The organism is Pantoea endophytica, from assembly GCF_002858935.1.
GTDB lineage: Bacteria > Pseudomonadota > Gammaproteobacteria > Enterobacterales > Enterobacteriaceae > Pantoea > Pantoea leporis.
Genome location: NZ_PJRT01000021.1, coordinates 1 through 26,811 on the forward strand (window position 1 = coordinate 1; position 26,811 = coordinate 26,811).

The following is a 26,811-nucleotide window of genomic DNA, read 5'->3' on the forward strand; positions in this document are numbered from 1 at the left end:
ATGGCCCAATGCCACAGACCCGTGAGCACATCCTGCTGGGTCGTCAGGTTGGCGTTCCTTACATCATCGTGTTCCTGAACAAGTGCGACATGGTTGATGATGAAGAGCTGCTGGAACTGGTTGAGATGGAAGTACGTGACCTGCTGTCAGCATATGACTTCCCAGGCGACGACACTCCAATCGTACGTGGTTCTGCTCTGAAAGCGCTGGAAGGCGATGCTGAGTGGGAAGCTAAGATCATTGAGCTGGCTGAGCACCTGGATACTTACATCCCAGAGCCAGTTCGTGCAATCGACAAGCCGTTCCTGCTGCCAATCGAAGACGTATTCTCAATCTCTGGCCGTGGTACTGTTGTTACCGGTCGTGTTGAGCGCGGTATCGTTAAAGTGGGCGACGAAGTTGAAGTTGTTGGCCTTAAAGATACTGTTAAATCAACCTGTACTGGCGTTGAAATGTTCCGCAAACTGCTGGACCAGGGTCAGGCAGGCGAGAACTGTGGTGTTCTGCTGCGTGGTATCAAGCGTGAAGACATCGAGCGTGGCCAGGTTCTGGCTAAGCCGGGTTCAATCAAGCCACATACCCAGTTCACTTCAGAAGTTTACGTTCTGTCTAAAGATGAAGGCGGCCGTCATACTCCGTTCTTCAAAGGCTACCGTCCTCAGTTCTACTTCCGTACTACTGACGTGACCGGTGACGTTCAACTGCCAGAAGGCGTTGAGATGGTAATGCCTGGCGACAACGTAAAAATGACCGTAACTTTGATCAAGCCAATCGCTATGGATCAGGGTCTGCGTTTCGCAATCCGTGAAGGCGGCCGTACTGTTGGTGCGGGTGTTGTTGCTGAAATTATCGCTTAACTGCGATAAGATTTGACGCAATGCACAAGGAAAGGGCATCATTTGATGCCCTTTTTGCACGCTGTTGTATAGAACCTGGCTCATCAGTGATTTTGCATCATAATCATTGCTGAGACAGGCTCTGTTTCACGGCGTTGGATACCGAGTTACGCTCAAAAGCTCATTCGGTTTGGATGCCTCGCACTGCGGGGCAGTATAGTTTCTGAATTATTGTGGCAGGTTGGTTTATGAGTGCGAATACCGAAGCTCAAGGAAGCGGGCGCGGCCTTGAAGCGATGAAATGGGTAGTTGTGATCGCATTGCTCCTGGTAGCAATCGTCGGCAACTATATCTATCGCGATGTAACATTGCCTCTGCGCGCGCTGGCTGTGGTTGTGCTGATCGCTGCAGCGGGCGGCATTGCTTTGCTGACAATCAAAGGCAAAGCGACTGTGGCATTTGCCCGTGAAGCTAAAACCGAAATGCGTAAGGTCATTTGGCCGACTCGCCAGGAAACACTGCACACCACGTTAATCGTTGCCGCGGTTACTGCCGTGATGTCACTGATTTTGTGGGGGCTGGATGGTATTCTGGTCCGTCTGGTATCGTTTATCACTGGCCTGAGGTTCTGAGATGTCTGAAGCTCCAAAAAAACGCTGGTACGTCGTTCAGGCGTTCTCTGGTTTTGAAGCCCGCGTAGCGAAATCGCTGCACGAGCATATCAAACTGCACAACATGGAAGAGCTTTTTGGCGAAGTCATGGTGCCGACTGAAGAAGTCGTCGAAATCCGTGGCGGCCAGCGTCGCAAAAGCGAACGTAAATTCTTCCCTGGCTACGTATTGGTTCAGATGGTAATGAATGACGCCAGCTGGCACTTAGTACGCAGTGTACCGCGTGTAATGGGCTTTATCGGTGGTACTTCCGACCGTCCTGCGCCAATCAGTGATAAAGAAGTAGATGCGATTATGAACCGCCTGCAGCAGGTGGGTGATAAGCCGCGTCCAAAAACGCTGTTCGAGCCAGGCGAGATGGTACGCGTCAGCGACGGCCCGTTTGCCGACTTCAACGGAGTGGTCGAAGAAGTGGACTACGAGAAGAGCCGCCTGAAAGTGTCCGTTTCCATCTTTGGCCGTGCAACGCCAGTGGAACTCGACTTCGCTCAGGTGGAGAAAGGTTAACCCTTCTGTTCACTTTTTAGCTCTTGCGGAAGGCGCGAAATTTACCTATAATTTCGCGCCTTTTGTTTTTATGTGCCCGCAACGGCATATAAATCGTTATCACGGGGAGCCTGTTTTTCAGGCGTTATAACCCAATTGAGGAATTATCATGGCCAAGAAAGTACAAGCCTACGTTAAGTTGCAAGTTGCAGCTGGTATGGCTAACCCAAGTCCACCTGTTGGTCCAGCACTGGGTCAGCAGGGTGTTAACATTATGGAATTCTGCAAAGCGTTCAACGCTAAGACTGAATCCCTGGAGAAAGGCCTGCCTACTCCTGTTGTTATCACCGTATACAGTGACCGTTCTTTCACCTTCGTTACCAAAACGCCTCCGGCTGCCGTACTGCTGAAAAAAGCAGCGGGCATCAAGTCTGGTTCTGGTAAGCCGAACAAAGACAAAGTCGGTAAAGTTTCCCGTGCTCAGGTACGTGAAATCGCAGAAACTAAAGCTGCGGACATGACTGGTTCTGACGTAGAAGCGATGACTCGCTCTATCGAAGGTACTGCTCGTTCCATGGGCCTGGTAGTAGAGGATTAAGAAATGGCTAAGCTGACCAAGCGCATGAGCGTAATCCGTGACAAAGTTGATGCTACTAAGCAGTACGACATTAACGAAGCTGTTGCTCTGCTGAAAGAACTGGCTACTGCCAAGTTCGTAGAAAGCGTTGACGTTGCCGTTAACCTCGGCATCGATGCACGTAAATCTGATCAGAACGTGCGCGGTGCGACCGTTCTGCCACACGGTACTGGTCGTTCAGTACGTGTTGCCGTCTTCACCCAAGGTGCAAACGCTGAAGCTGCTAAAGCAGCTGGCGCAGAACTGGTTGGTATGGAAGACCTGGCTGAGCAGATCAAAAAAGGCGAAATGAACTTTGACGTTGTAATCGCATCTCCAGATGCAATGCGCGTTGTTGGCCAGTTGGGCCAGGTTCTGGGCCCACGCGGTCTGATGCCAAACCCGAAAGTTGGTACTGTAACGCCGAACGTTGCTGAAGCAGTTAAAAATGCTAAAGCAGGTCAGGTTCGTTATCGTAACGACAAAAACGGCATCATCCACACCACCATCGGTAAAGTGGATTTTGACACTGACAAATTGAAAGAAAACCTGGAATCTTTGCTGGTTGCGCTGAAAAAAGCTAAACCATCACAGGCGAAAGGCGTGTACATCAAGAAAGTCAGCATCTCTACCACCATGGGCGCCGGCGTTGCCGTTGACCAGGCTGGTCTGAGTGCATCAGCAAACTAATTGCTGCTTGTAACGGGCGAAAAATTCATCTAGAATCTTACGCCCGTTGTTCTGGTTGTTTGCACAATTCAGAACCCAGATTCAAAGCGAGTGAGTGACAAAGTCTAAACGCTTGGTTGTTCAGTCGCTTAGGTTGGAGCCAGGCCTTATCCTGGCCTCCGTCCGAGACCGCAGGAGCAGAATATTTTCGGATATCTTGCTTAATACCCTGCGTAGACGGTGACAGAACCAAAAAGAATTATTTCTTCGCTGGATTCTGCTCACCGTGTAATAGCGCTTATCGCCTTCGGGTGAATAAGTGAAGTGAGTTCCGGGAAATTATTCCCGGTCAATCCAGGAGCAAAAGCTAATGGCATTAAATCTTCAAGGCAAACAAGCGATTGTTGCTGAAGTTAGCGAAGTAGCCAAAGGCGCGCTTTCAGCGGTTGTTGCGGATTCCCGTGGCGTGACCGTTGATAAAATGACCGAACTGCGTAAAGCAGGTCGTGAAGCTGGCGTTTACATGCGTGTTGTTCGTAACACCCTGCTGCGCCGCGTCGTTGAAGGTACTCCTTTCGAGTGCCTGAAAGACACGTTTGTTGGTCCGACCCTGATTGCATACTCTTTGGAACACCCGGGCGCTGCTGCTCGTTTGTTCAAAGATTTCGCTAAAGCGAATGCAAAATTTGAGGTCAAAGCTGCAGCCTTTGAAGGTGAGCTGATCACGGCGGCCAATATTGACCGTCTGGCAACTCTGCCGACTTACGAAGAAGCACTGGCACGTCTGATGTCGACCATGAAAGAAGCCGCTGCTGGCAAACTGGTCCGTACTCTGGCTGCTGTGCGCGATGCAAAAGAAGCGGCTTAAGGCCAAATTCTTTTCCTTCGTGCTTGCTACCGTATAAACTTTTTCTGATTTTTAGGAACAATCGATATGTCTATCACTAAAGACCAAATTCTGGAAGCTGTTGCCGCTATGTCCGTAATGGAAGTAGTTGAGCTGGTTTCTGCTATGGAAGAAAAATTCGGCGTTTCTGCTGCTGCCGCTGTAGCTGTTGCTGCTGGCCCAGCTGAAGCTGTTGAAGAGAAAACTGAATTCGACGTAATTCTGAAAGCTGTTGGCGCTAACAAAGTCGCAGTAATCAAAGCAGTACGTACTGCAACTGGCCTGGGCTTGAAAGAAGCTAAAGACCTGGTTGAAGCTACCGGTACTATCAAAGAAGGCATCAGCAAAGATGACGCAGCCGCTCTTGAAGCTGCTCTGAAAGAAGCTGGCGCTGAAGTTGAAGTTAAGTAAGACAACCTTCGGGTTGCAGCCTGAGTAACATTAGGCTGATGGCTGGTGACTGTTTAGGTCACCAGCCTTTTTGCGCTACAGGGGAATGATGGCGTTTCGCACTGTTTGTCCATCATTCCTCTTCAATATCTTTTTCTATCGACGCCTTAATATATCGCTCTCCTGCGAAGGTTCCCTGCCTGAACAACGGCGATGAAATGATTTAAGAGTGATAGAAAGATGTATTGCATGGGGTGCTGCGCATCGCATGAAAAACAAAAAATAGTGTTGCATGAACTGTCCTTTTCAGGACGGACAGCGTGGTTCGACATGTCAGCTAGCTGAGGAACCCCATGGTTTACTCCTATACCGAGAAAAAACGTATTCGTAAGGATTTTGGTAAACGTCCACAAGTTTTGGACATACCTTATCTCCTTTCTATCCAGCTTGACTCGTTCCAGAAGTTCATCGAGCAAGATCCAGAAGGCCAGTACGGTCTGGAAGCAGCCTTCCGCTCCGTATTCCCAATCTCAAGCTACAGCGGCAACTCTGAGTTGCAGTATGTCAGCTACCGTTTGGGTGAGCCTGTCTTTGACGTAACTGAATGTCAGATCCGTGGCGTGACCTATTCGGCACCGCTGCGCGTGAAACTGCGTCTGGTGATCTACGAGCGCGAAGCGCCGGAAGGCACCGTAAAAGACATTAAAGAACAAGAAGTCTACATGGGTGAGATTCCACTCATGACGGACAATGGTACCTTTGTTATCAATGGTACTGAGCGTGTTATCGTTTCTCAGCTGCACCGTAGTCCTGGCGTGTTCTTCGACAGCGATAAGGGTAAAACGCACTCTTCCGGTAAAGTGCTGTATAACGCACGTATCATCCCTTACCGCGGTTCATGGCTCGATTTCGAGTTTGACCCGAAAGACAACCTCTTCGTCCGTATTGACCGTCGTCGTAAGCTGCCGGCCAGTATCATTCTGCGCGCGTTAAACTTCACCTCAGAACAAATCCTTGATCTGTTCTTTGATAAAGTCGTTTATGAAATCCGCGATAACAAACTGCAGATGGAACTGGTGCCTGAGCGCCTGCGTGGTGAAACCGCCTCCTTCGATATCGAAGCAAACGGCACGGTTTACGTTGAGAAAGGTCGTCGCATCACCGCGCGCCACATCCGCCAGCTGGAAAAAGACAACATTCAGCACATCGAAGTGCCAGTTGAATACATTGCTGGCAAAGTGGTTGCTAAAGACTACGTCGATTTGAACACCGGCGAGCTGATCGTTCCTGCAAACATGGAATTGTCACTGGATCTGCTGGCGAAACTGAGCCAGTCGGGCCACAAGCGCATTGAAACGCTGTTCACCAACGACCTGGATCACGGTGCGTACATCTCCGAGACTCTGCGTGTTGACCCAACCAACGATCGTCTAAGCGCGCTGGTTGAGATCTACCGCATGATGCGTCCTGGTGAGCCACCAACGCGTGAAGCTGCTGAAAACCTGTTCGAGAACCTGTTCTTCTCTGAAGATCGTTACGATCTTTCTGCGGTTGGTCGCATGAAGTTCAACCGTTCTCTGCTGCGCGATGAGATCGAAGGTTCAGGTATCCTGAGCAAAGACGACATCATCGAAGTGATGAAAAAGCTTATCGGTATCCGTAACGGTATCGGTGAAGTGGATGATATCGATCACCTCGGTAACCGTCGTATTCGTTCTGTTGGCGAAATGGCAGAAAACCAGTTCCGTGTGGGTCTGGTGCGTGTTGAGCGTGCAGTTAAAGAGCGTCTGTCTCTGGGCGACCTCGATACGCTGATGCCTCAGGACATGATCAACGCTAAGCCGATTTCGGCGGCGGTGAAAGAGTTCTTCGGTTCAAGCCAGCTGTCCCAGTTTATGGATCAGAACAACCCATTGTCCGAGATTACGCACAAACGTCGTATCTCTGCTCTGGGCCCAGGCGGTCTGACCCGTGAGCGCGCCGGCTTCGAAGTACGTGACGTACACCCAACGCACTACGGTCGTGTATGTCCTATCGAAACTCCGGAAGGCCCGAACATCGGTCTGATCAACTCACTCTCGGTTTACGCGCAGACTAACGAATACGGTTTCCTTGAAACCCCGTATCGCCGCGTTGTTGACGGGAAAGTGAGTGATGAAATTCATTACCTCTCTGCAATTGAAGAGGGTAACTACGTTATCGCTCAGGCAAACACCAACCTCGCAGAAGATGGCAGCTTTGTTGACGATCTCGTCACCTGCCGTAGCAAGGGTGAGTCAAGCCTGTTCAGCCGCGATCAGGTTGACTACATGGACGTTTCCACCCAACAGGTGGTTTCTGTCGGTGCTTCACTGATTCCGTTCCTGGAGCACGATGATGCTAACCGCGCCTTGATGGGTGCGAACATGCAACGTCAGGCGGTTCCAACTCTGCGTGCTGATAAGCCGCTGGTTGGTACCGGTATGGAACGCGCAGTAGCGGTTGACTCCGGCGTAACTGCTGTCGCGAAACGTGGTGGTACCGTTCAGTACGTTGATGCTTCTCGTATCGTTATCAAAGTTAACGAAGAAGAGATGTATCCGGGCGAAGCGGGTATCGACATCTACAACCTGACCAAGTACACCCGTTCTAACCAGAACACCTGCATCAACCAGATGCCGTGTGTCAATCTGGGTGAGCCGATTGAGCGTGGCGACGTGCTGGCAGATGGCCCGTCTACCGACCTCGGTGAACTGGCGCTGGGTCAGAATATGCGCGTGGCGTTCATGCCATGGAACGGTTACAACTTCGAAGACTCCATCCTCGTATCCGAGCGTGTGGTTCAGGAAGACCGTTTCACCACTATCCACATCCAGGAACTGGCATGTGTGTCTCGCGACACCAAGCTGGGGCCAGAAGAGATCACCGCTGATATCCCGAACGTGGGTGAAGCTGCGCTTTCTAAACTGGATGAATCCGGCATTGTGTATATCGGTGCGGAAGTGACCGGTGGCGACATTCTGGTTGGTAAGGTAACACCGAAAGGTGAAACCCAGCTGACGCCAGAAGAGAAACTGCTGCGTGCGATCTTCGGTGAAAAAGCCTCTGACGTAAAAGATTCGTCACTGCGCGTTCCGAACGGCGTATCCGGTACTGTTATTGACGTGCAGGTCTTCACTCGCGATGGCGTGGAAAAAGACAAGCGCGCGCTGGAAATCGAAGAGATGCAGCTGAAGCAGGTTAAGAAAGACCTGTCTGAAGAACTGCAGATCTTCGAAGCTGGCCTATTTGGCCGTATCCAGGCCGTACTGATCTCGGGTGGTGTTGAAGCTGAGAAGCTGGACAAACTGCCACGTGAGCGCTGGCTGGAGCTGGGCCTGACTGACGAAGAGAAGCAGAACTCTCTGGAGCAGCTGGCTGAGCAGTACGACGAACTGAAGCACGAGTTTGAGAAGAAACTTGAAGCTAAGCGTCGCAAGATCACCCAAGGCGATGATCTGGCACCAGGCGTGCTGAAAATCGTTAAGGTGTATCTGGCCGTTAAACGTCAGATTCAGCCTGGTGACAAGATGGCAGGTCGTCACGGTAACAAGGGTGTTATCTCGAAGATCAACCCTATCGAAGACATGCCTTACGATGACAACGGTACGCCGGTCGACATCGTACTGAACCCGCTGGGCGTACCATCGCGTATGAACATCGGTCAGATTCTGGAAACTCACCTCGGTATGGCGGCTAAAGGCATTGGTGAAAAAATCAATGCGATGCTGAAGAAGCAGGAAGAAGTCTCCAAACTGCGTGAGTTCATCCAGCGTGCTTACGATCTGGGCACTGATGTGCGTCAGAAAGTTGACCTGAACACCTTTACAGATGACGAAGTACTGCGTCTGGCAGAGAACCTGAAGAAGGGTATGCCAATCGCGACTCCGGTGTTTGACGGTGCGAAAGAGAGCGAAATCAAAGAGCTGCTGCAGCTCGGCGGATTGCCTTCTTCCGGTCAGATCACCCTGTTCGACGGCCGTACTGGTGAGCAGTTTGAGCGTCAGGTAACCGTAGGTTACATGTACATGCTGAAACTGAACCACCTGGTTGACGACAAGATGCACGCACGTTCTACCGGTTCTTACAGCTTGGTTACTCAGCAGCCGCTGGGTGGTAAAGCGCAGTTCGGTGGACAGCGCTTCGGTGAGATGGAAGTGTGGGCACTGGAAGCATATGGTGCCGCGTATACCCTGCAGGAAATGCTTACCGTTAAATCTGATGACGTTAACGGCCGTACGAAGATGTATAAAAACATCGTCGACGGTAACCATCAGATGGAACCGGGCATGCCGGAATCCTTCAACGTACTGTTGAAAGAGATTCGCTCGCTGGGTATCAACATCGAGCTGGAAGACGAGTAAGTACTCGCAAGTACTGGTTACGGGACGTGCACTTCGGGTGCGCGTCCCTGAGAGTTCCACTCCGACGGGAGCTAATCCGTGAAAGACTTACTTAAGTTTCTGAAAGCGCAAACTAAGACCGAAGAGTTTGATGCGATCAAAATTGCTCTGGCCTCGCCAGACATGATCCGTTCATGGTCTTTTGGTGAAGTTAAAAAGCCGGAAACCATTAACTACCGTACCTTCAAGCCTGAGCGTGACGGTCTTTTCTGTGCCCGTATTTTTGGACCGGTAAAAGACTACGAATGCCTGTGCGGTAAGTACAAGCGTTTAAAACATCGCGGCGTGATCTGTGAGAAGTGTGGCGTTGAAGTTACACAGACCAAAGTACGTCGTGAGCGCATGGGCCACATTGAGTTGGCTTCACCGACTGCGCACATTTGGTTCCTGAAATCACTGCCTTCGCGTATCGGCTTACTGCTGGATATGCCACTGCGTGATATCGAGCGCGTGCTGTACTTCGAATCTTATGTGGTTATCGAAGGCGGCATGACCAACCTGGAAAAACGTCAGATTCTGACCGAAGAGCAGTACCTTGACGCGCTGGAAGAGTTCGGTGACGAATTCGACGCGAAGATGGGTGCGGAAGCTATCCAGGCGCTGCTGAAAAACATGGATCTGGAGCAAGAGTGCGAGCAGCTGCGTGAAGAGCTGAACGAGACCAACTCCGAGACCAAACGTAAAAAGCTGACCAAGCGTATCAAGCTGCTGGAAGCGTTCGTTCAGTCTGGTAACAAGCCAGAGTGGATGATCCTGACCGTTCTGCCGGTTCTGCCGCCAGATCTGCGCCCGCTGGTACCGCTGGACGGTGGTCGTTTCGCAACGTCGGATCTGAACGATCTGTATCGTCGCGTGATCAACCGTAATAACCGTCTGAAACGCCTGCTGGATCTGGCTGCGCCAGATATCATCGTACGTAACGAAAAACGTATGTTGCAGGAAGCGGTTGATGCACTGCTGGATAACGGCCGTCGCGGTCGCGCCATCACTGGCTCGAACAAGCGTCCGCTGAAATCTCTGGCAGACATGATCAAAGGTAAGCAGGGTCGTTTCCGTCAGAACCTGTTGGGTAAACGTGTTGACTACTCTGGCCGTTCAGTTATCACCGTTGGTCCATACCTGCGTCTGCATCAGTGCGGTCTGCCGAAGAAAATGGCTCTTGAGCTGTTCAAACCGTTCATCTACGGCAAGTTGGAACTGCGTGGCCTGGCCACCACCATCAAAGCCGCTAAGAAAATGGTTGAGCGCGAAGAGGCTGTCGTTTGGGATATCCTGGACGAAGTGATCCGCGAACACCCGGTACTGCTGAACCGTGCACCAACTCTGCACCGTTTGGGTATCCAGGCGTTTGAACCGGTTCTGATCGAAGGTAAAGCGATCCAGCTGCACCCGCTGGTTTGTGCGGCATATAACGCCGACTTCGATGGTGACCAGATGGCTGTTCACGTACCGCTGACGCTGGAAGCCCAGCTGGAAGCGCGTGCGCTGATGATGTCGACCAACAACATTCTGTCACCAGCGAACGGCGAGCCAATCATCGTTCCTTCACAGGACGTTGTTTTGGGTCTGTACTATATGACCCGCGACAAAGTGAACGCCAAAGGCGAAGGCATGGTGCTGACTGGCCCGAAAGAAGCTGAGCGTGTTTATCGCGCTGGCCTGGCCGAGCTGCATGCACGCGTTAAAGTGCGTATCACTGAATACACCAAGAACGAGCAGGAAGAGTTCGTTGCGAAAACCAGCATTATCGACACCACCATTGGTCGTGCGATTCTGTGGATGATCGTTCCGAAAGGCCTGCCTTACTCCATCGTCAACCAGGCGCTGGGTAAGAAAGCCATTTCTAAGATGCTGAACACCTGTTACCGCATTCTTGGCCTGAAGCCGACCGTTATCTTTGCTGACCAAACCATGTACACCGGTTTTGCTTACGCAGCCCGTTCAGGTGCCTCTGTAGGTATCGACGACATGGTCATCCCAGCGAAGAAAGCGGAAATCGTAGCCGAAGCGGAAGCGGAAGTTGCTGAGATTCAGGAACAGTTCCAGTCTGGTCTGGTAACTGCTGGCGAACGTTACAACAAAGTTATCGATATTTGGGCCGCCGCTAACGAACGCGTTTCCAAAGCGATGATGGATAACCTGCAAACTGAAACCGTGATCAACCGTGATGGCGAAGAAGAGCAGCAGGTATCGTTCAACAGCATCTACATGATGGCCGACTCCGGTGCGCGTGGTTCTGCTGCACAGATTCGTCAGCTGGCCGGTATGCGTGGTCTGATGGCTAAGCCAGATGGCTCAATCATCGAAACGCCGATCACCGCGAACTTCCGTGAAGGTCTGAACGTACTCCAGTACTTCATCTCCACGCACGGTGCGCGTAAAGGTCTGGCGGATACCGCACTGAAAACTGCTAACTCCGGTTATCTGACGCGTCGTCTGGTCGACGTAGCGCAGGATCTGGTTGTTACCGAAGATGACTGCGGCACGTTCGAAGGCATCATGATGACTCCAGTCATCGAAGGTGGCGACGTTAAAGAGCCGCTGCGTGAGCGTGTACTGGGTCGTGTAACGGCTGAAGACGTTCTGAAGCCAGGCACTGCGGACATCCTGATCCCGCGTAACACCCTGATCGATGAACACTGGTGTGATGTGATCGAACTGAATTCAGTCGATGCGATTAAAGTGCGCTCGGTTGTTGGCTGTGAAACCGACTTCGGTGTGTGTGCACACTGCTACGGTCGCGATCTGGCACGTGGTCACATCATCAACAAAGGTGAGGCCATCGGTGTTATCGCAGCACAGTCCATCGGTGAGCCGGGTACACAGCTGACAATGCGTACGTTCCACATCGGTGGTGCGGCATCTCGTGCGGCTGCTGAATCCAGCATCCAGGTGAAGAACAAAGGTACTATCAAGCTGACCAACGCGAAGTCTGTAACCAACTCCTCAGGGAAACTGGTTATCGTTTCACGTAACGTTGAGCTGAAGATGATCGACGAGTTCGGTCGTACCAAAGAGAGCTATAAAGTACCTTACGGTGCGGTCATGGCTAAAGGTGATGGCGAGCAGGTTGCCGCGGGCGAAACCGTAGCAAACTGGGATCCGCATACCATGCCGGTCATCACCGAAGTGGGCGGTTTCATTCGCTTCACTGACATGATCGACGGTCAGACCATTACGCGTCAGACTGACGACTTAACCGGTCTGTCATCGCTGGTGGTTCTGGATTCTGCAGAACGTACTGCGGGTGGTAAAGATCTGCGTCCTGCGCTGAAAATTGTTGATGCCAACGGAAATGATGTTTTGATTCCAGGTACCGACATGCCAGCACAGTACTTCCTGCCGGGCAAAGCAATTGTTCAGCTGGAAGATGGCGTTAAGATCAGTGCCGGTGACACGCTGTCGCGTGTTCCGCAGGAATCTGGCGGTACCAAGGATATTACCGGTGGTCTGCCGCGCGTTGCTGACTTGTTCGAAGCGCGTCGTCCGAAAGAGCCAGCAATCCTGGCGGAGATCAGCGGTATCATCTCCTTCGGTAAAGAGACCAAAGGTAAGCGTCGTCTGGTTATTACGCCGGTTGATGGTAGCGATCCGTACGAAGAGATGATTCCAAAATGGCGTCAGCTTAACGTATTCGAAGGTGAGCGCGTAGAACGTGGTGACGTCGTATCTGACGGCCCAGAGTCTCCGCACGACATCCTGCGTCTGCGTGGCGTCCATGCTGTGACCCGTTACATCACTAACGAAGTGCAGGAAGTTTACCGTCTGCAAGGCGTTAAGATTAACGATAAACACATCGAAGTCATCGTTCGTCAGATGCTGCGTAAAGCAACCATCTCGAGCGTGGGAAGCACCGACTTCCTGGAAGGTGAGCAGGCTGAATACTCACGCATCAAGATCTCTAACCGTGAACTTGAAGCGAATGGCAAAATCGGCGCAACATTCATGCGCGATCTGCTGGGTATCACCAAAGCGTCACTGGCAACCGAATCGTTCATCTCTGCAGCATCGTTCCAGGAGACCACGCGTGTCCTGACCGAAGCAGCAGTTGCAGGTAAGCGTGATGAACTGCGCGGCCTGAAAGAGAACGTCATCGTGGGTCGTCTGATCCCAGCCGGTACCGGTTATGCTTATCACCAGGATCGTATGCGTCGCCGCTCTGCGGGCGAAGCACCGGTTGCACCGCAGGTTACTGCGGATGAAGCCTCTGCAAGCCTGGCAGAATTGCTGAACGCCGGTCTGGGCGGAAGCGACGACGAGTAATTCGTCTGCTAAAGCTGACCAATAAAAAACCCTGCTTCGGCAGGGTTTTTTTTCGTCTTCATTTTGTCAGAACTTGCGGCAGATATCTTCGCGTGTCAGTCCGATATCACGCAGCTGGTTATCACTCAGTTTTGACAGGATGCGGTGAGTTTCACGCCGTGCTTTCCAGTGTTTAACCATATGCACTACGCCGCGGAAGATATCCAGTAAAGTGACATCAAAAGGTTTAGCCGCGCGGTTTTGATCGAATTCCATAATCCTTGCCCTCAGTAGGTTGCCTGAGAAGCATTGTCTTATTGCCACGCATTATGATACAGACGCAAAAAACACTTATCTTTAACATACAGATTGCCTTGAGGTGGATCTGAATGGTAATAATGAGGTCTATCTGTACTGGTTTATTATGATTGATGGCTGAGTGAGGCATACGATGACGCGCTACCAACATTTAGCATGTTTGCTTTCGGATCGTATAGAGCAAGGGCTGTACCGCAGCGGCGAGCGCCTGCCGTCGGTGCGCACACTGAGTCTTGAACACGGCGTGAGTATCAGCACCGTTCAGCAGGCATATCATCTGCTGGAAGAGAAACAGCTGATTGTGCCGCAGCCACGTTCCGGATATTTCGTTGCAACACGCAAAGCGACGCCGCCGATGCCGGCCATCACCCGACCTGCACAGCGTCCGGTGGAAATCACGCAGTGGGAATCGGTGCTGGAGTTGCTCAGCAGCCGAATTAATAACGATGTGTTGCAACTCGGCAGCGGTATGCCCGATCTGACCCAGCCCACGTTGAAACCGCTGTGGAAAATTCAAAGCCGTATGGCGCAGAAGCAGGATATCGATCAGCTCAACTATGACAGTTTGCTGGGTGTAGCGGCCCTGCGCGAACAGGTTGCGCGTCTGACGATCGACAGTGGTTGTCAGCTCACGGCAGACGATATCGTGATCACCACCGGCTGCCATGAAGCGTTGTCGATCTCGATTCGTGCGATATGTCAGGCTGGTGACATCATTGCGGTGGAGTCGCCGACTTTCCACGGCACCATGCAAACTCTGCGCGGCTTCGGCATTCGCGCCATTGAGATTCCTACCGATTCGGTCACCGGCATCAGCCTGGAAGCGCTGGAACTTGCGTTCGAACAGTGGCCGATTAAAGCGGTGGTGGTGGTGCCAAACTGCAATAATCCGCTGGGCTTTATCATGCCGGAATCTCGCAAACGTGCGCTGGTGACGCTGGCACAGCGTTTCGATGCCGCGATTATTGAAGACGATGTGTACGGCGAGCTGGCGTGGGAGTATCCGCGTCCGGTTACCCTTAAGTCGTTGGATCACGATGGACGGGTATTGCTGTGCAGTTCCTTCTCCAAGACGCTGGCGCCGGGGCTGCGTGTTGGTTGGGTGGCGCCGGGGCGCTATCGCGATCGCGTGTTGCATATGAAATATATCAGCACCGGATCGACGGCTACCCAGCCGCAACACGCGGTCGCCGAGTTTATTCGTCTTGGTCATTATCTGCCGCATTTGCGGCGCATGCGTCAGGTGTATCAACGAAATTATGAAACCTTTAGCTGCTGGGTACGCCACTACTTTCCGTGTGGGATTTGTGTGTCGCGTCCGCAGGGCAGTTTCCTGATGTGGATTGAATTGCCAGAGGCATTTGACGCGGTCAGGCTCAATACCGAATTGCGTGAGCTGAACATGCAGGTTGCCGTCGGCTCGCTGTTTTCGGCCTCGGGTAAGTATCGCAACTGTTTGCGCCTGAATTATGGTTTGCCAATGAATGAGCACACAGAGCAGGCGATAGCTCAACTCGGCGCAGCGGTAGAACGTGCCATGCTGGCTTGTAGTCATGAATTCGTGCATACCTCCTCCCTGATCACGTGAAGAAAGGCAGGGCTGGGAGAGGTTGAGACCAGCCCTGGCCCGCTGCAAGCGACAGCGGGCAGGCACACTTTAGTCTTGTCAGGAAATGACGCCAGCCCCTACATCACGCTGCTGCGCGGCAGATTCCAGCGTTTCATCCTTACTTACCGCGCATTACACTGCTTCTGCGGGTTCGATTCCATTTTCCACCAGTGACAGTAACTGCTGCGTTGCTGCGCGCCAGTCGGCGGCTTGGGTAATCGCGCTCACCACCGCAATGCTGCCCACGCCGGTAGCCAGCACTTCCGGCACGCGCGCCAGAGAAATACCGCCAATCGCCACGGTTGGCACATTGTGCAAACGCGCCAGGTGGCGTTTCAATTCCACCACGCCTTGCGGCGCAGAAGGCATATCTTTGGTTTGCGTAGGATAGATGTGGCCAAGCGCAATGTAAGAAGGGCGCAGCGCCAGAGCCCGATCTAACTCGGCATCGTCATGCGTCGATAAACCCAGGCGCAATCCCGCCTCGCGAATGGCCGCCAGATCGGCTACATCGAGATCTTCCTGGCCGAGGTGCACGCCATAAGCGTGATATTTAATGGCTAAGCGCCAGTAATCATTGATAAACAGGCGAGCGCGATACTGTTTGCCGAGTGCAATCGCCTCGCGCACCGCATCTTCCACCTCGTGATCTTCACAATCTTTGATGCGCAGCTGTATGGTGCGCACACCGGCTTCCAGCAAGCGTGCGATCCATTCCACGCTATCAACAACCGGATACAGCCCCAGCTTTGAGGCTGTGGCAGGAAAGGCGTCGGTCATACATTTTCCTCTTTAAGGGTATCGGCAGCGTGATAGATCTCGCCGCCACGATTGCGGAAGGCGTCCGACATTTGCGCCATACCCATCTCAATCGGCTGGGCTTCAGCCTGTTGGCGGGCGGCAAACTCACGCACTTCCTGGGTAATTTTCATCGAGCAGAATTTCGGGCCGCACATCGAGCAGAAGTGCGCTACTTTTCCTGATTCCTGCGGCAGGGTTTCATCGTGATAGGCGCGTGCGGTGTGCGGATCGAGCGCCAGATTGAACTGATCTTCCCAGCGGAATTCAAAACGCGCTTTCGACATCGCATTGTCACGGATCTGCGCACCGGGATGACCTTTTGCCAGATCCGCCGCGTGCGCAGCGATCTTGTAGGTGATCAGCCCTTGCTTCACATCCTCTTTGTTCGGCAAACCGAGGTGCTCTTTCGGCGTCACGTAACACAGCATGGCGCAGCCGAACCAGCCAATCATGGCCGCGCCGATGCCGGAAGTGAAATGGTCATAGCCGGGCGCGATATCGGTGGTGAGCGGGCCAAGCGTGTAAAACGGGGCTTCGTGACAATGCTCAAGCTGTTCGGTCATATTGCGTCGAATCATCTGCATGGGCACATGGCCCGGACCTTCAATCATCACCTGCACATCGTATTCCCAGGCGATTTTGGTCAGTTCGCCCAGCGTATGCAGTTCGGCAAATTGCGCCTCATCGTTGGCATCCTGAATCGAGCCGGGACGCAGGCCGTCGCCGAGCGACAACGCCACATCGTAGGCGGCACAAATTTCACAAATCTCGCGGAAGTGAAGATAGAGGAAACTTTCGGTGTGATGCGACAGGCACCATTTCGCCATAATCGAGCCACCGCGCGACACAATGCCGGTCAGGCGTTTGGCCGTCATCGGCACATAGCGCAGCAGCACGCCAGCGTGAATAGTGAAGTAGTCAACGCCTTGTTCCGCCTGCTCCAGCAGCGTGTCGCGGAAAATCTCCCAGTTGAGATCTTCTGCAATGCCGTTCACTTTCTCCAGCGCCTGATAAATCGGCACCGTACCAATCGGCACCGGACTATTGCGCAAAATCCACTCACGCGTTTCATGGATATAGCGGCCGGTTGAGAGATCCATCACAGTGTCTGCGCCCCAGCGCGTTGACCACACCAGCTTCTCCACTTCCTCTTCAATAGATGAGCTCACCGCAGAGTTGCCAATGTTGGCATTCACTTTCACCAGGAAGTTGCGGCCGATAATCATCGGTTCGGATTCGGGATGGTTGATGTTCGAAGGGATGATGGCGCGGCCGCTGGCGACTTCCTGACGGACAAATTCCGCGGTGATATTTTCTGGCAGATTGGCACCAAAGCTGTGACCCGGATGCTGCTGTAACAGCACTTCACCGCGAATACGCTCGCGGCCCATGTTTTCACGCAGCGCGATAAACTCCATCTCCGGCGTGATGATGCCCTGACGCGCATAGTGCAGTTGGGTAACCCGGCGACCCGCTTTGGCACGGCGCGGTTGCGGCAGCTGCTCAAAACGCAGATGGTCCAGGCCTTCATCCGCCAGACGCTGCTGCGTGTAACGGGAACTCAGCTGGTGGATGGTTTCGCTGTCGTCACGTTCTTCGATCCAATTGGCACGCAGCCTGTCGAGTCCCTGATGCACATTAATGGTGGCTTGAGGATCGCCATAAGCCCCGGCGGTGTCGTAAACCGGCACCGCTTCATTTGGCTCATAGTGCGGATTCTCTTTGCTGCCGCCTATGTGCGTTGGACTGAGCTGTATCTCACGCATCGGCACGCGAATATCCGCGCGGCTGCCGGTGATCCAGATACGTTTGGAGTTGGGGAAAGCGGTTCCCTGCAGGGAATCGATAAATTCTTGCGCTTGAGCGCGTTGTTCACGACGAGAAGTTTTAGCAGACATAGCAAGTTTCCGGTAACGGTTGGAAGTTGCTTGTCCAGAGTTCGGAAGGAGTAACAGGTACGGTGCCGGGCGCCAGCATGCACCGTGCTGATAATGTCTACTCTTGTTCCCTTCGCAGGTACTAACCTGATCAGGTTCCGCGGATCCCGAATTAACGGTCTCAGCCCTAGAGGGCACTCCGACAAGTTGGTGTTTTGTGGTTTAAGCTACTTTGCTTGCCATTTTGCACCTGGGCAGTGCTCGTGACCGTCACGTACTACGTGTACGCTCCGGTCCCTGCGCGCTGTCCGAGTGCAAACTGGCTGCGCACGCTACGCTTAAACCGCAAAATTTGCCTTTTGATTGTCGTTAAAGAAGACAATAAAAAAGCCCATTTAGCATAAGAGGGCTTTTCTTGAATAACAAGTTTTTTACATCTTCGGGGTTCTAAGCCGGGCGGGCAATGGCGCTGTCGTTGGCAACCGGCGGAAGCGCCAGCTGGTTGTCCCAGGCGAGTTGCACCAGCTTATCTTCCAGCGTGAAGCGCGATTCCAGCACCTCGCCGACTTCGGAGAGCGCGGTTTGAAAATCCACGCAATTATCATCGTTAATCGCTTGCTGCAGATGGCTATCGTAGAGCTGCATGATGCGATCGGTATTCGCCTCCAGTGCCGGGTAAATCTGCGCAGCGACGAATAAGGGGCTATCACCCTGCATCTCACTAATGATGTGTTCATACACGCTGAAATGGCCGGTGGAAAGGTAATCCACCAGGTTGTGACAAAATGCGTCCAGCGCCTGTTCATCCAGCGTGGATAACGCATCTTTTTGTGGCTTCATGCCAATAAGCTCGTAGTAAGTGACGAGCAGCTGTCGACGGGCGCGCAGCCATGAATCAACCAATTCATTTCCGCCGCCTACACGCTCTGTCAGGTTATCTAACTGGTTAAGCATATGGGGCTCCAGGTAGGTTATAGTTGTTTATTACACACTTAATATTAGGATTTCAGCGTGCGATTTGACGCTAAGGACAACGATTAAGATGCAACGTGAGATCTCAAGCTTAGACGCTGGATGGTGGGTTGTCAGCCATGAGCAAAAACTTTGGTTGCCGCAGGGCGAATTGCCGCATGGCTTAGCCAGCGATTTTGGCCTCAGCGGCAGCAACGCGATTTTGATCGGCGAGTGGCAGGGTGAGAATGTCTGGCTGGTACGTGAATCGCGTCCGGTCAGCATGGGCTCCGTGCGCCAACTGATTGATGAGGATGTCGGCCTGTTCCAAATCGCCGGACGTGGCGTGCAGCTGGCGGAGTTTTACCGCTCGCATCGCTGGTGCGGCTATTGCGGCCATGAGATGCACATCAGCAAACGCGAATTTGCCTGCTTGTGCAATCACTGCCGCGAGCGTTATTACCCGCAAATTGCGCCGTGCATCATCGTGGCTATCCGCCGTGGCGATGAGATCCTGCTCGCCAATCATGCGCGTCATCGTAACAATATCTACACCGTGCTGGCGGGCTTTGTCGAAGTGGGCGAAACCTTAGAACAAGCGGTGGCGCGGGAAGTGATGGAGGAGAGCAACGTGCGGGTGAAAAACGTGCGTTACGTTACCTCGCAGCCGTGGCCGTTCCCGCACTCTCTGATGATGGCGTATATGGCGGAATATGACGGCGGCGATCTGCAACACGACGGCAAAGAGCTGCTGGATGCCGGCTGGTATCGCTACGACGATCTGCCGCTGTTGCCGCCGCCCGGCACGGTGGCGCGTCGCCTGATTGAAGATACCGTTGCCCTGTGTCGCGCCAGCGCGGCGTGAAAATGCTACACTGCCGGCCTTAGCATGAGAGAGCCCATTATGAGTGAACTGAAGAACGATCGTTATCTGCGCGCCCTGTTACGTCAGCCGGTAGATGTCACACCGGTATGGATGATGCGACAAGCCGGGCGTTATTTGCCGGAGTACAAAGCCACGCGCGCTGAAGCCGGCGATTTTATGTCGCTGTGTAAGAATGCTGAGCTGGCGTGTGAAGTCACGCTGCAACCGCTGCGTCGCTATGCGCTGGATGCGGCAATTCTCTTCAGCGATATCCTCACCATTCCGGATGCGATGGGACTTGGGCTCTACTTTGAGACCGGCGAAGGCCCGCGTTTCTCCAATCCGATCACCTGCCGTGCGGATGTCGACAAGCTGCCAGTGCCGGATCCAGAGCAAGAGCTCGGTTATGTGATGAACGCGGTGCGTACCATTCGTCACAACCTGAAAGGCGAAGTGCCGCTGATCGGTTTCTCCGGCAGCCCGTGGACGCTGGCAACCTACATGGTTGAAGGCGGCAGCAGCAAAGCGTTCACCAAAATTAAAAAGATGATGTACGCCGAGCCGCAAACCCTGCACAAGCTGCTGGATAAGCTGGCAGATAGCGTGATTCTTTATCTCAATGCGCAGATCAAAGCTGGCGCGCAGTCGGTCATGGTGTTCGACACATGGGGCGGCGTGCTGACCGGACGCGACTATCGCGAATTCTCGCTCTATTACATGCATAAAATCGTCGATAGCGTGCTGCATGAGAATGAAGGTCGCCGCGTTCCTATTACGCTGTTCACTAAAGGTGGCGGCCAATGGCTGGAAGCGATAGCGGCGACCGGCTGCGATGCGCTGGGACTCGACTGGACCACCGATATCGCCGATGCGCGTCGTCGTGTGGGTGATAAAGTGGCGCTGCAGGGCAACATGGATCCTTCCATGCTGTATGCACCGCCTGCGCGCATTGAGCAGGAAGTCGCCGGGATTCTCGAAGGTTTTGGCACTGGCGAAGGTCACGTGTTTAACCTGGGCCACGGCATCCATCCTGATGTGCCGCCTGAGCATGCTGGTGCGTTTGTTGAAGCGGTGCATCGTCTGTCACGTCCGTATCATCAGGGCTGATGATGGATTTAGCCGCACTACGCCAGGAACAGTTACAGCGCGCTGCTGATGTGGTGCGGCAGGATGATTTCGATGTGCTGCCGCCACGCTTTATTGGTGGTGCCGACGTGGGATTTGAACAGGGCGGCGAGATCACGCGCGCGGCTCTGATCATCCTCGAGTATCCATCCTTAAAGCTGGTGGAACACCGCATTGCGCGCGTGGCCACCACCATGCCCTATATTCCGGGCTTCTTATCCTTCCGCGAAATGCCGGCGCTGCTGGAAGCCTGGCAGCAGCTCTCCCAGTTGCCCGATCTGCTGTTTGTGGATGGCCACGGTATATCCCATCCCCGTCGGCTTGGCGTGGCGGCGCATTTCGGTTCGCTGGTGGATGTGCCCACCATTGGCGTGGCGAAGAAGCGTTTGTGTGGACGTTTTGCTGAGCTGGATGCCGAGCCAGGCAGCCGTCAGCCGCTGCTCGACAAAGGCGAACAGATTGGCTGGGTATGGCGCAGTAAAGCGCGCTGTAATCCGCTGTTTATCTCGACCGGCCATCGCGTCAGCATGGATAGCGCATTGCAATGGGTGGAAGCCTGTACTGCGGGCTATCGTTTGCCGGAACCGACGCGTTGGGCGGATGCTGTCGCCTCCGGACGCCCGGCCTTTCTGCGCTGGCAAAACACGCCTTAACGCTGTTTGTGCCCGGCTTTTGCGGTACACTGCCGCCAGCTAACCTATTGAGAGTAAGTTTGATGTTACAGAATCCCGTCCATTTGCGTCTGGCGAAGCTTGAAAGCTGGCAGCATATGACTTTCATGGCCTGCCTTTGCGAGCGTATGTTCCCCAACTATTGGGCTTTTTGTCAGCAGACCGCATTCGCCGATCCGCAACTCTATCGCCGCATCCTCGATCTCATCTGGGAAAGCCTGACGGTCAAAGATGCCAAAATCAATTTCGACGGTCAGCTGGAGAAATTTGAAGCGGCGATTCCGGATGGTGACGATTTTGACGTTTACGGTGTACATCCGGCGATTGATGCCTGCGTGGCCTTGAGTGAACTGCTGCATGCACAGCTCAGCGGCGAAACGCTGGAGCACGCCGTGGAAGTCAGCCGTACATCGATCACTACCGTGGCGATTCTGGAAATGACGCAGGCCGGTCGCGAAATGACCGACGAAGAGCTGCGCGGAAATCAGGCTGTCATCGATGAATGGGACCTGCAGTGGGAGATTTTCCGCCTGCTGTCAGAGTGCGAGGAGCGCGACCTTGAATTGATTAAAGGCCTGCGTGCAGACCTGCGCGAAGCGGGAATCAGTAACATCGGTATACTTTTTCAGCAATAAGGCAAGAAAACGTGACTTCAGGCCCGAATTACCGCGCCTGGAGGCTTCACATCAGCCCCCAGTCTGGTCTACATTTGGGGGGCTGAAAATTGTGGCTATCGGTGCGTGCCGGCTGAACAAGGTCTGAGAATGGCTTTTCCCTCGCACTCGTTGCTTAGCAAGCGATAAATACACTTTAAGGATAACTTATGAACAAGACTCAACTGATTGATGTGATCGCAGAGAAAGCTGACCTGTCTAAAACCCAGGCTAAGACTGCGCTGGAATCTACCCTGGCTGCGATCACTGAGTCTCTGAAAGAAGGTGATGCTGTACAACTGGTTGGTTTTGGTACTTTTAAAGTGAACCACCGCGCTGAGCGTACCGGTCGCAACCCGCAGACTGGCAAAGAGATCAAAATTGCAGCAGCTAACGTGCCAGCGTTCGTTTCAGGCAAAGCTCTGAAAGACGCTGTTAAGTAAGTTTCCGCATTGCGGTTTAGCTTTAAAAGAGGGGGCGTTAGCGCCCCTTTTTGTTGCCGGGACCTGCCATGCTGAATTCAATTCCTCAGCGCGTTTGCGCCCTGTTATTTGGTGCGCTGCTGACGGGCTGTAGCTCCACTCCTGAACTTCCTGCCTTCACGGCGAGCGGCTATCTGGCCGACCGCGGCACCGTGCGCATCTGGCGCAAGAATAGCGACCATCAAGTTGTTCACCTGCGTACGGTCTTCACGCCGTTTAATGGCGATGCGATGGAAACCACTGACTACAATTGGCAGCAGCAGAAGCTGATTAGCGTCGAACGGCGCGTCGCGGGTGCACAGCCGGATGATGTCACCTTACGCTTCGATCATCAGGGCAATCTCAATTTCATGCAGCGCCAGCTGGCGGGGCGACGTGAAGCGGTCAGCGCTGATAGCGTTGAGCTATATCGCTTCGATGCGCAGCGCATGCTGGATCAGAGCAATGCGTTGCTCGCAGGCCGCGTATTACTGCGTCAGGGCCATTGGCTGGGTGGCAATCAGGTGCGTGAGTGCGATGACAAGCTGGTGAATGTGGCCTTTGATCGCGACACGCTGTATACGCTAGGTCGCCAGCAGCAGAGCCAGGCTGCGCCATTGATGGTGTCGTGGCTGGAAGCGCCGGAAGGTGTGCAACTGCTGCGTGCTACGCCGGATGACGAATGCAGCTGGCAGCCAAAAGAGAGTGATTTCTGACAGGTGGAAAAGAGAAGGGGCACCTGCTGCTGTGCCCCTTTGCGTACTTATTTGCGGTTAATCGCGCGGTAGCCGATATCGCGGCGGCAGAAGCTGCCATCCCACGAGATATGCTGCGCCAGCGCATAAGCGTTCTTCTGCGCATTGGCAACATCGTCGCCTAGTGCGGTCACGCACAGTACGCGACCACCGTTGGTGACCACCAGATCGTCCTTCATGGTGGTGCCAGCATGGAACACCTTGCCATCCGGTACTTCTTCCAGCGGCAGACCGTGAATCTGATCGCCCGTGTTGTAATCGCCCGGATAACCACCCGCCGCTAACACCACGCCGAGAGAGGGACGCGGATCCCACTGCGAGGTTTGCTGATCCAGTTTACCGTCGGTCGCCGCCAGACACAGCGCCACCAGATCCGACTGCAGGCGCAGCATGATCGGCTGAGTTTCCGGATCGCCGAAGCGGCAGTTAAATTCAATCACTTTAGGCTGACCGGCCTTATCGATCATCAACCCAGCGTACAGGAAGCCGGTATAAATGTTGCCTTCTGCTTTCATACCGTTGACGGTTGGCCAGATGATCTGATCCATCACGCGCTGGTGGATCTCATCGGTTACCACGGGCGCCGGAGAATACGCGCCCATGCCGCCGGTATTTGGACCGGTATCGCCATCGCCGACACGTTTGTGATCCTGGCTGGTGGCCATCGGCAGCACGTTGTTGCCGTCGACCATCACGATAAAGCTGGCCTCTTCGCCATCGAGGAACTCTTCAATCACGATGCGGTGACCAGCATCGCCGAACGCATTGCCAGCCAGCATGTCCTGCACAGCGGCTTCGGCTTCCGCCAGTTCCATCGCCACGATCACGCCTTTACCGGCCGCCAGACCGTCAGCTTTGATCACGATCGGTGCGCCTTTCTCACGCAGATACGCCAGTGCAGGTTCCACTTCGGTGAAGTTCTGGTATTCGGCGGTTGGAATCTGCTGACGTGCCAGGAAATCTTTGGTGAACGCCTTTGAGCCTTCGAGCTGGGCAGCGGCTTGCGTTGGGCCAAAGATCTTCAGACCTGCAGCACGGAACGCATCAACCACGCCAATCACCAGCGGTGCTTCCGGACCAACGATGGTCAGATCGATCTTTTCCTGCTGAGCAAAGGCCAGTAGCGCGGGAACGTCGGTGGCGCTGATTGCCACGTTTTGCAGAGCCGGCTCGAGCGCGGTGCCCGCATTGCCAGGCGCGACAAATACTGTTTCCGCCAGTGGCGATTGTGCCGCTTTCCATGCCAGCGCGTGTTCACGTCCGCCATTACCAATCACTAAAATTTTCATCTGTACTGCTCCCAACAATTAATGGCGGAAATGACGCATGTCGGTAAAGATCATCGCGATGCCGTGCTCATCAGCGGCGGCAATCACCTCATCATCACGGATTGAACCGCCTGGCTGAATCACGCAACTGATACCGACAGCCGCAGCGGCGTCGATACCGTCGCGGAACGGGAAGAAGGCATCAGACGCCATCGCGGAGCCTTTCACTTCCAGACCTTCGTCACCGGCTTTGATACCGGCAATTTTGGCCGAGTAAACGCGGCTCATCTGGCCGGCGCCAATGCCGATGGTCATGTTGTCACGTGCGTAGACGATGGCGTTGGATTTAACGAACTTCGCCACTTTCCAGCAGAACAGCGCATCACGCATTTCCTGCTCAGTTGGCTGACGTTTGCTGACAACGCGCAGCTGGCTGGCGTTGACCATGCCCAAATCGCGATCCTGAACCAGTACGCCGCCGTTAACGCGTTTGAAATCCAGCGCCGCAACGCGACCTTGCCACTGACCACACACCAGAACGCGCACGTTCTGCTTGGCCGCGGTAATTTTCAGTGCCGCTTCGCTGGCGGATGGCGCGATGATCACTTCAACAAACTGACGGCTGATGATCGCCTGCGCGGTGGCTTCGTCCAGCTCGCGGTTAAAGGCGATGATGCCACCGAAAGCGGAAGTCGGATCGGTTTTGTAGGCACGCTCGTAAGCGTCAAGAATCGAACCGCCAACTGCCACGCCGCATGGGTTAGCGTGTTTGACGATCACACAAGCGGCTTCGTCGAACTCTTTCACGCATTCAAGTGCGGCATCGGTATCGGCGATATTGTTGTATGAGAGCGCTTTGCCCTGAACCTGCCGCGCAGTGGCCACTGAAGCTTCAGCAACATTCTCTTCTATATAGAAGGCAGCATCTTGATGGCTGTTCTCGCCGTAACGCATATCCTGCTTCTTAATGAAGTTGAGGTTCAGCGTGCGCGGGAAGCGGCCAGCCGGTTCTTTGCTGTCGCTGTGATAAGCCGGCACCAGGCTACCGAAGTAGTTGGCGATCATGCTGTCGTAGGCGGCAGTGTGTTCGAAAGCTTTGATGGCCAGATCGAAACGTGTTTCCAGCGTGAGCGAGTTTTCGTTGGCATCCAGCTCGGCAATGATCGCTTCGTAATCGCTGCTCTTCACCACGATCGCCACGTCTTTGTGGTTCTTCGCCGCTGAGCGAACCATGGTTGGGCCACCGATATCGATGTTCTCAACCGCGTCAGCTAATGAGCAATCAGGTTTGGCAACGGTTTGTGCGAAGGGATAGAGGTTGACGACCACCATGTCGATTGGGTTGATGGCGTGTTCAGCCATGATCGCATCATCCTGACCACGACGACCCAAAATGCCGCCATGCACTTTCGGGTGCAGCGTTTTGACGCGTCCATCCATCATTTCCGGGAAACCGGTGTAGTCAGAAACTTCGGTGACGGGCAAGCCCGCATCTGCCAGCAGACGTGCTGTACCGCCTGTGGAGAGCAGCTCAACACCACGGCTGGAGAGTGCCTGAGCAAATTCGAGGATACCGGCTTTGTCAGAGACACTGAGTAGAGCGCGGCGTACAGGACGACGTTGTTGCATGGTGGTTTTATCCCTTGGCTTTGTTTCGCGTAATAAAGAGCGTTACATCAAGCTTAGTGTCTCTCTTCTATATAGAAGGAAACGCTTGCCTCATGTAACGCCCCAAAAGGGGCATCCTTGACGTCGCCGGGCATTGTAGCGAAAACGTTTGCGTGATGCTCGCCTAAATTCATTTGTGCGGCAGAGTGTGGATAACACTGTGTGTAACTGCGTATAAGGCGGGGTTTTGCTGTGGAATGCAGCGAACGGTTGTTTTTATTGAATTTAGCGGTTGCGTGCTGAGAACAACTCCCTATAATGCGCATCCATCAACACGGCACAACGGTTTACGAAGTGCGGTGTTGGTGAGGAAGATTCGATAAGAACTTCCGCCGGATGAAAACGCTGAAAAAAGTGTTTGACTCCGAAGGAGAGTAGCGTAGTATACGCCACCTCGCGACAGACGGTTCAGCCGCTGTTCGCAACGCTCTTTAACAATTTATCAGACAATCTGTGTGGGCACTCGCAGGATTGATATCCGCGTCTCCGGACGCAAAAAAATATCAAAGCCTCACGAGTGAACACATAATGAAATTCATTATGACGTTTTACAGATGAGCACCGCTGAACT

Annotated in this window: 22 protein-coding genes and 1 riboswitch; of the genes, 16 read left to right on the forward strand and 6 right to left on the reverse strand. The window is 53.6% G+C overall.

Annotation, left to right across the window (positions count from 1 at the left end; genetic code table 11):
* The 9 genes from tuf to rpoC form a co-directional block, all read left to right on the forward strand.
* On the forward strand, nucleotides 1–857 hold an 857-nt coding region (gene tuf / locus PZBJ_RS14285; protein ID WP_101762564.1), incomplete at its 5' end, for an elongation factor Tu.
* 227 nt (nucleotides 858–1,084) lie between these two features.
* Complete coding sequence (gene secE, locus PZBJ_RS14290; RefSeq protein WP_064741592.1) at nucleotides 1,085–1,468, forward strand: preprotein translocase subunit SecE; 384 nt, start codon at nucleotides 1,085–1,087, stop codon at nucleotides 1,466–1,468.
* A 1-nt stretch (nucleotide 1,469) separates the two neighbouring features.
* A complete protein-coding gene (nusG, locus tag PZBJ_RS14295) occupies nucleotides 1,470–2,015 on the forward strand; it encodes a transcription termination/antitermination protein NusG (RefSeq protein ID WP_007886300.1) in 546 nt (181 codons plus the stop codon).
* A gap of 148 nt (nucleotides 2,016–2,163) precedes the next feature.
* Nucleotides 2,164–2,592, forward strand: coding sequence for a 50S ribosomal protein L11 (rplK, locus tag PZBJ_RS14300; RefSeq protein WP_007886298.1), 429 nt, complete (start codon nucleotides 2,164–2,166; stop codon nucleotides 2,590–2,592).
* A 3-nt stretch (nucleotides 2,593–2,595) separates the two neighbouring features.
* Nucleotides 2,596–3,300, forward strand: coding sequence for a 50S ribosomal protein L1 (gene rplA, locus PZBJ_RS14305; RefSeq protein ID WP_007886296.1), 705 nt, complete (start codon nucleotides 2,596–2,598; stop codon nucleotides 3,298–3,300).
* A 349-nt stretch (nucleotides 3,301–3,649) separates the two neighbouring features.
* Nucleotides 3,650–4,147, forward strand: a complete 498-nt coding sequence (gene rplJ / locus PZBJ_RS14310; protein WP_007886294.1) for a 50S ribosomal protein L10 — start codon at nucleotides 3,650–3,652, stop codon at nucleotides 4,145–4,147.
* A gap of 66 nt (nucleotides 4,148–4,213) precedes the next feature.
* Nucleotides 4,214–4,576 (forward strand): 50S ribosomal protein L7/L12, encoded by a 363-nt coding sequence (gene rplL, locus PZBJ_RS14315; RefSeq protein WP_101763017.1) that lies wholly within the window; start codon nucleotides 4,214–4,216, stop codon nucleotides 4,574–4,576.
* A gap of 332 nt (nucleotides 4,577–4,908) precedes the next feature.
* Nucleotides 4,909–8,937, forward strand: coding sequence for a DNA-directed RNA polymerase subunit beta (gene rpoB, locus PZBJ_RS14320; protein WP_101763018.1), 4,029 nt, complete (start codon nucleotides 4,909–4,911; stop codon nucleotides 8,935–8,937).
* Nucleotides 8,938–9,015: 78 nt separating this feature from the next.
* Nucleotides 9,016–13,239 (forward strand): DNA-directed RNA polymerase subunit beta', encoded by a 4,224-nt coding sequence (rpoC, locus tag PZBJ_RS14325; protein WP_101763019.1) that lies wholly within the window; start codon nucleotides 9,016–9,018, stop codon nucleotides 13,237–13,239.
* A gap of 66 nt (nucleotides 13,240–13,305) precedes the next feature.
* Here the strand turns inward: rpoC and PZBJ_RS14330 are convergent, their stop codons facing one another.
* Entirely contained in the window at nucleotides 13,306–13,494 is a 189-nt protein-coding gene (locus PZBJ_RS14330) for a DUF1127 domain-containing protein (RefSeq protein WP_101763020.1), read from the reverse strand.
* Between the two features lie 175 nt (nucleotides 13,495–13,669).
* Here PZBJ_RS14330 and PZBJ_RS14335 point away from each other — a divergent pair, with 175 nt between their 5' ends.
* Nucleotides 13,670–15,124, forward strand: coding sequence for an aminotransferase-like domain-containing protein (locus PZBJ_RS14335; RefSeq protein WP_101763021.1), 1,455 nt, complete (start codon nucleotides 13,670–13,672; stop codon nucleotides 15,122–15,124).
* Nucleotides 15,125–15,277: 153 nt separating this feature from the next.
* Here the strand turns inward: PZBJ_RS14335 and thiE are convergent, their stop codons facing one another.
* From thiE to rsd, 3 genes are all read right to left on the reverse strand, one after another.
* Nucleotides 15,278–15,925 carry a thiamine phosphate synthase gene (gene thiE, locus PZBJ_RS14340; protein WP_101763022.1) on the reverse strand — a complete coding sequence of 216 codons (648 nt, stop codon included), beginning with the start codon at nucleotides 15,923–15,925 and terminating at the stop codon, nucleotides 15,278–15,280.
* Nucleotides 15,922–17,844, reverse strand: coding sequence for a phosphomethylpyrimidine synthase ThiC (thiC, locus tag PZBJ_RS14345; RefSeq protein WP_101763023.1), 1,923 nt, complete (start codon nucleotides 17,842–17,844; stop codon nucleotides 15,922–15,924). Before thiC ends, thiE begins: the two co-directional genes overlap by 4 nt.
* 90 nt (nucleotides 17,845–17,934) lie before the next feature.
* A riboswitch (TPP riboswitch) is annotated at nucleotides 17,935–18,035 on the reverse strand.
* Nucleotides 18,036–18,270: 235 nt separating this feature from the next.
* On the reverse strand, nucleotides 18,271–18,777 hold the full coding sequence (rsd, locus tag PZBJ_RS14350; RefSeq protein WP_101763024.1) for a sigma D regulator: 507 nt from the start codon (nucleotides 18,775–18,777) through the stop codon (nucleotides 18,271–18,273).
* Nucleotides 18,778–18,865: 88 nt separating this feature from the next.
* Here rsd and nudC point away from each other — a divergent pair, with 88 nt between their 5' ends.
* The 6 genes from nudC to PZBJ_RS14380 all read left to right on the forward strand — a co-directional run bounded on the left by nudC (nucleotide 18,866) and on the right by PZBJ_RS14380 (nucleotide 23,265).
* The gene (nudC, locus tag PZBJ_RS14355; RefSeq protein ID WP_101763025.1) at nucleotides 18,866–19,639 is read left to right on the forward strand and encodes an NAD(+) diphosphatase; all 774 of its coding nucleotides are present in this window, start codon (nucleotides 18,866–18,868) and stop codon (nucleotides 19,637–19,639) included.
* 39 nt (nucleotides 19,640–19,678) lie between these two features.
* Entirely contained in the window at nucleotides 19,679–20,746 is a 1,068-nt protein-coding gene (gene hemE, locus PZBJ_RS14360) for a uroporphyrinogen decarboxylase (RefSeq protein WP_101763026.1), read from the forward strand.
* 2 nt (nucleotides 20,747–20,748) lie between these two features.
* A complete protein-coding gene (gene nfi / locus PZBJ_RS14365) occupies nucleotides 20,749–21,417 on the forward strand; it encodes a deoxyribonuclease V (protein WP_217550759.1) in 669 nt (222 codons plus the stop codon).
* A gap of 62 nt (nucleotides 21,418–21,479) precedes the next feature.
* Complete coding sequence (locus PZBJ_RS14370; RefSeq protein ID WP_101763028.1) at nucleotides 21,480–22,070, forward strand: YjaG family protein; 591 nt, start codon at nucleotides 21,480–21,482, stop codon at nucleotides 22,068–22,070.
* A 188-nt stretch (nucleotides 22,071–22,258) separates the two neighbouring features.
* Nucleotides 22,259–22,531, forward strand: coding sequence for a nucleoid-associated protein HU-alpha (gene hupA, locus PZBJ_RS14375; RefSeq protein ID WP_007886275.1), 273 nt, complete (start codon nucleotides 22,259–22,261; stop codon nucleotides 22,529–22,531).
* 68 nt (nucleotides 22,532–22,599) lie between these two features.
* Nucleotides 22,600–23,265 carry a DUF1481 domain-containing protein gene (locus tag PZBJ_RS14380; RefSeq protein ID WP_101763029.1) on the forward strand — a complete coding sequence of 222 codons (666 nt, stop codon included), beginning with the start codon at nucleotides 22,600–22,602 and terminating at the stop codon, nucleotides 23,263–23,265.
* A 47-nt stretch (nucleotides 23,266–23,312) separates the two neighbouring features.
* Here the strand turns inward: PZBJ_RS14380 and purD are convergent, their stop codons facing one another.
* Both purD and purH read right to left on the reverse strand, forming a co-directional pair.
* Nucleotides 23,313–24,593, reverse strand: coding sequence for a phosphoribosylamine--glycine ligase (gene purD, locus PZBJ_RS14385; RefSeq protein ID WP_101763030.1), 1,281 nt, complete (start codon nucleotides 24,591–24,593; stop codon nucleotides 23,313–23,315).
* An 18-nt stretch (nucleotides 24,594–24,611) separates the two neighbouring features.
* A complete protein-coding gene (gene purH / locus PZBJ_RS14390; RefSeq protein ID WP_101763031.1) occupies nucleotides 24,612–26,201 on the reverse strand; it encodes a bifunctional phosphoribosylaminoimidazolecarboxamide formyltransferase/IMP cyclohydrolase in 1,590 nt (529 codons plus the stop codon).
* Nucleotides 26,202–26,811 lie beyond the last annotated feature (610 nt).

Coding starts and splice junctions, on each gene's coding strand:
- nusG (WP_007886300.1), top strand. CDS start 1,470: ATGTCTGAAGCTCCAAAAAAACGCTGGTACGTCGTTCAGGCGTTCTCT.
- PZBJ_RS14330 (WP_101763020.1), bottom strand. CDS start 13,494: ATGGAATTCGATCAAAACCGCGCGGCTAAACCTTTTGATGTCACTTTA.
- nfi (WP_217550759.1), top strand. CDS start 20,749: ATGGATTTAGCCGCACTACGCCAGGAACAGTTACAGCGCGCTGCTGAT.
- purD (WP_101763030.1), bottom strand. CDS start 24,593: ATGAAAATTTTAGTGATTGGTAATGGCGGACGTGAACACGCGCTGGCA.
- rplJ (WP_007886294.1), top strand. CDS start 3,650: ATGGCATTAAATCTTCAAGGCAAACAAGCGATTGTTGCTGAAGTTAGC.
- PZBJ_RS14370 (WP_101763028.1), top strand. CDS start 21,480: ATGTTACAGAATCCCGTCCATTTGCGTCTGGCGAAGCTTGAAAGCTGG.
- rplA (WP_007886296.1), top strand. CDS start 2,596: ATGGCTAAGCTGACCAAGCGCATGAGCGTAATCCGTGACAAAGTTGAT.
- thiE (WP_101763022.1), bottom strand. CDS start 15,925: ATGACCGACGCCTTTCCTGCCACAGCCTCAAAGCTGGGGCTGTATCCG.
- rsd (WP_101763024.1), bottom strand. CDS start 18,777: ATGCTTAACCAGTTAGATAACCTGACAGAGCGTGTAGGCGGCGGAAAT.
- rplL (WP_101763017.1), top strand. CDS start 4,214: ATGTCTATCACTAAAGACCAAATTCTGGAAGCTGTTGCCGCTATGTCC.
- secE (WP_064741592.1), top strand. CDS start 1,085: ATGAGTGCGAATACCGAAGCTCAAGGAAGCGGGCGCGGCCTTGAAGCG.
- PZBJ_RS14335 (WP_101763021.1), top strand. CDS start 13,670: ATGACGCGCTACCAACATTTAGCATGTTTGCTTTCGGATCGTATAGAG.
- hupA (WP_007886275.1), top strand. CDS start 22,259: ATGAACAAGACTCAACTGATTGATGTGATCGCAGAGAAAGCTGACCTG.
- rpoB (WP_101763018.1), top strand. CDS start 4,909: ATGGTTTACTCCTATACCGAGAAAAAACGTATTCGTAAGGATTTTGGT.
- rplK (WP_007886298.1), top strand. CDS start 2,164: ATGGCCAAGAAAGTACAAGCCTACGTTAAGTTGCAAGTTGCAGCTGGT.
- purH (WP_101763031.1), bottom strand. CDS start 26,201: ATGCAACAACGTCGTCCTGTACGCCGCGCTCTACTCAGTGTCTCTGAC.
- thiC (WP_101763023.1), bottom strand. CDS start 17,844: ATGTCTGCTAAAACTTCTCGTCGTGAACAACGCGCTCAAGCGCAAGAA.
- nudC (WP_101763025.1), top strand. CDS start 18,866: ATGCAACGTGAGATCTCAAGCTTAGACGCTGGATGGTGGGTTGTCAGC.
- hemE (WP_101763026.1), top strand. CDS start 19,679: ATGAGTGAACTGAAGAACGATCGTTATCTGCGCGCCCTGTTACGTCAG.
- PZBJ_RS14380 (WP_101763029.1), top strand. CDS start 22,600: ATGCTGAATTCAATTCCTCAGCGCGTTTGCGCCCTGTTATTTGGTGCG.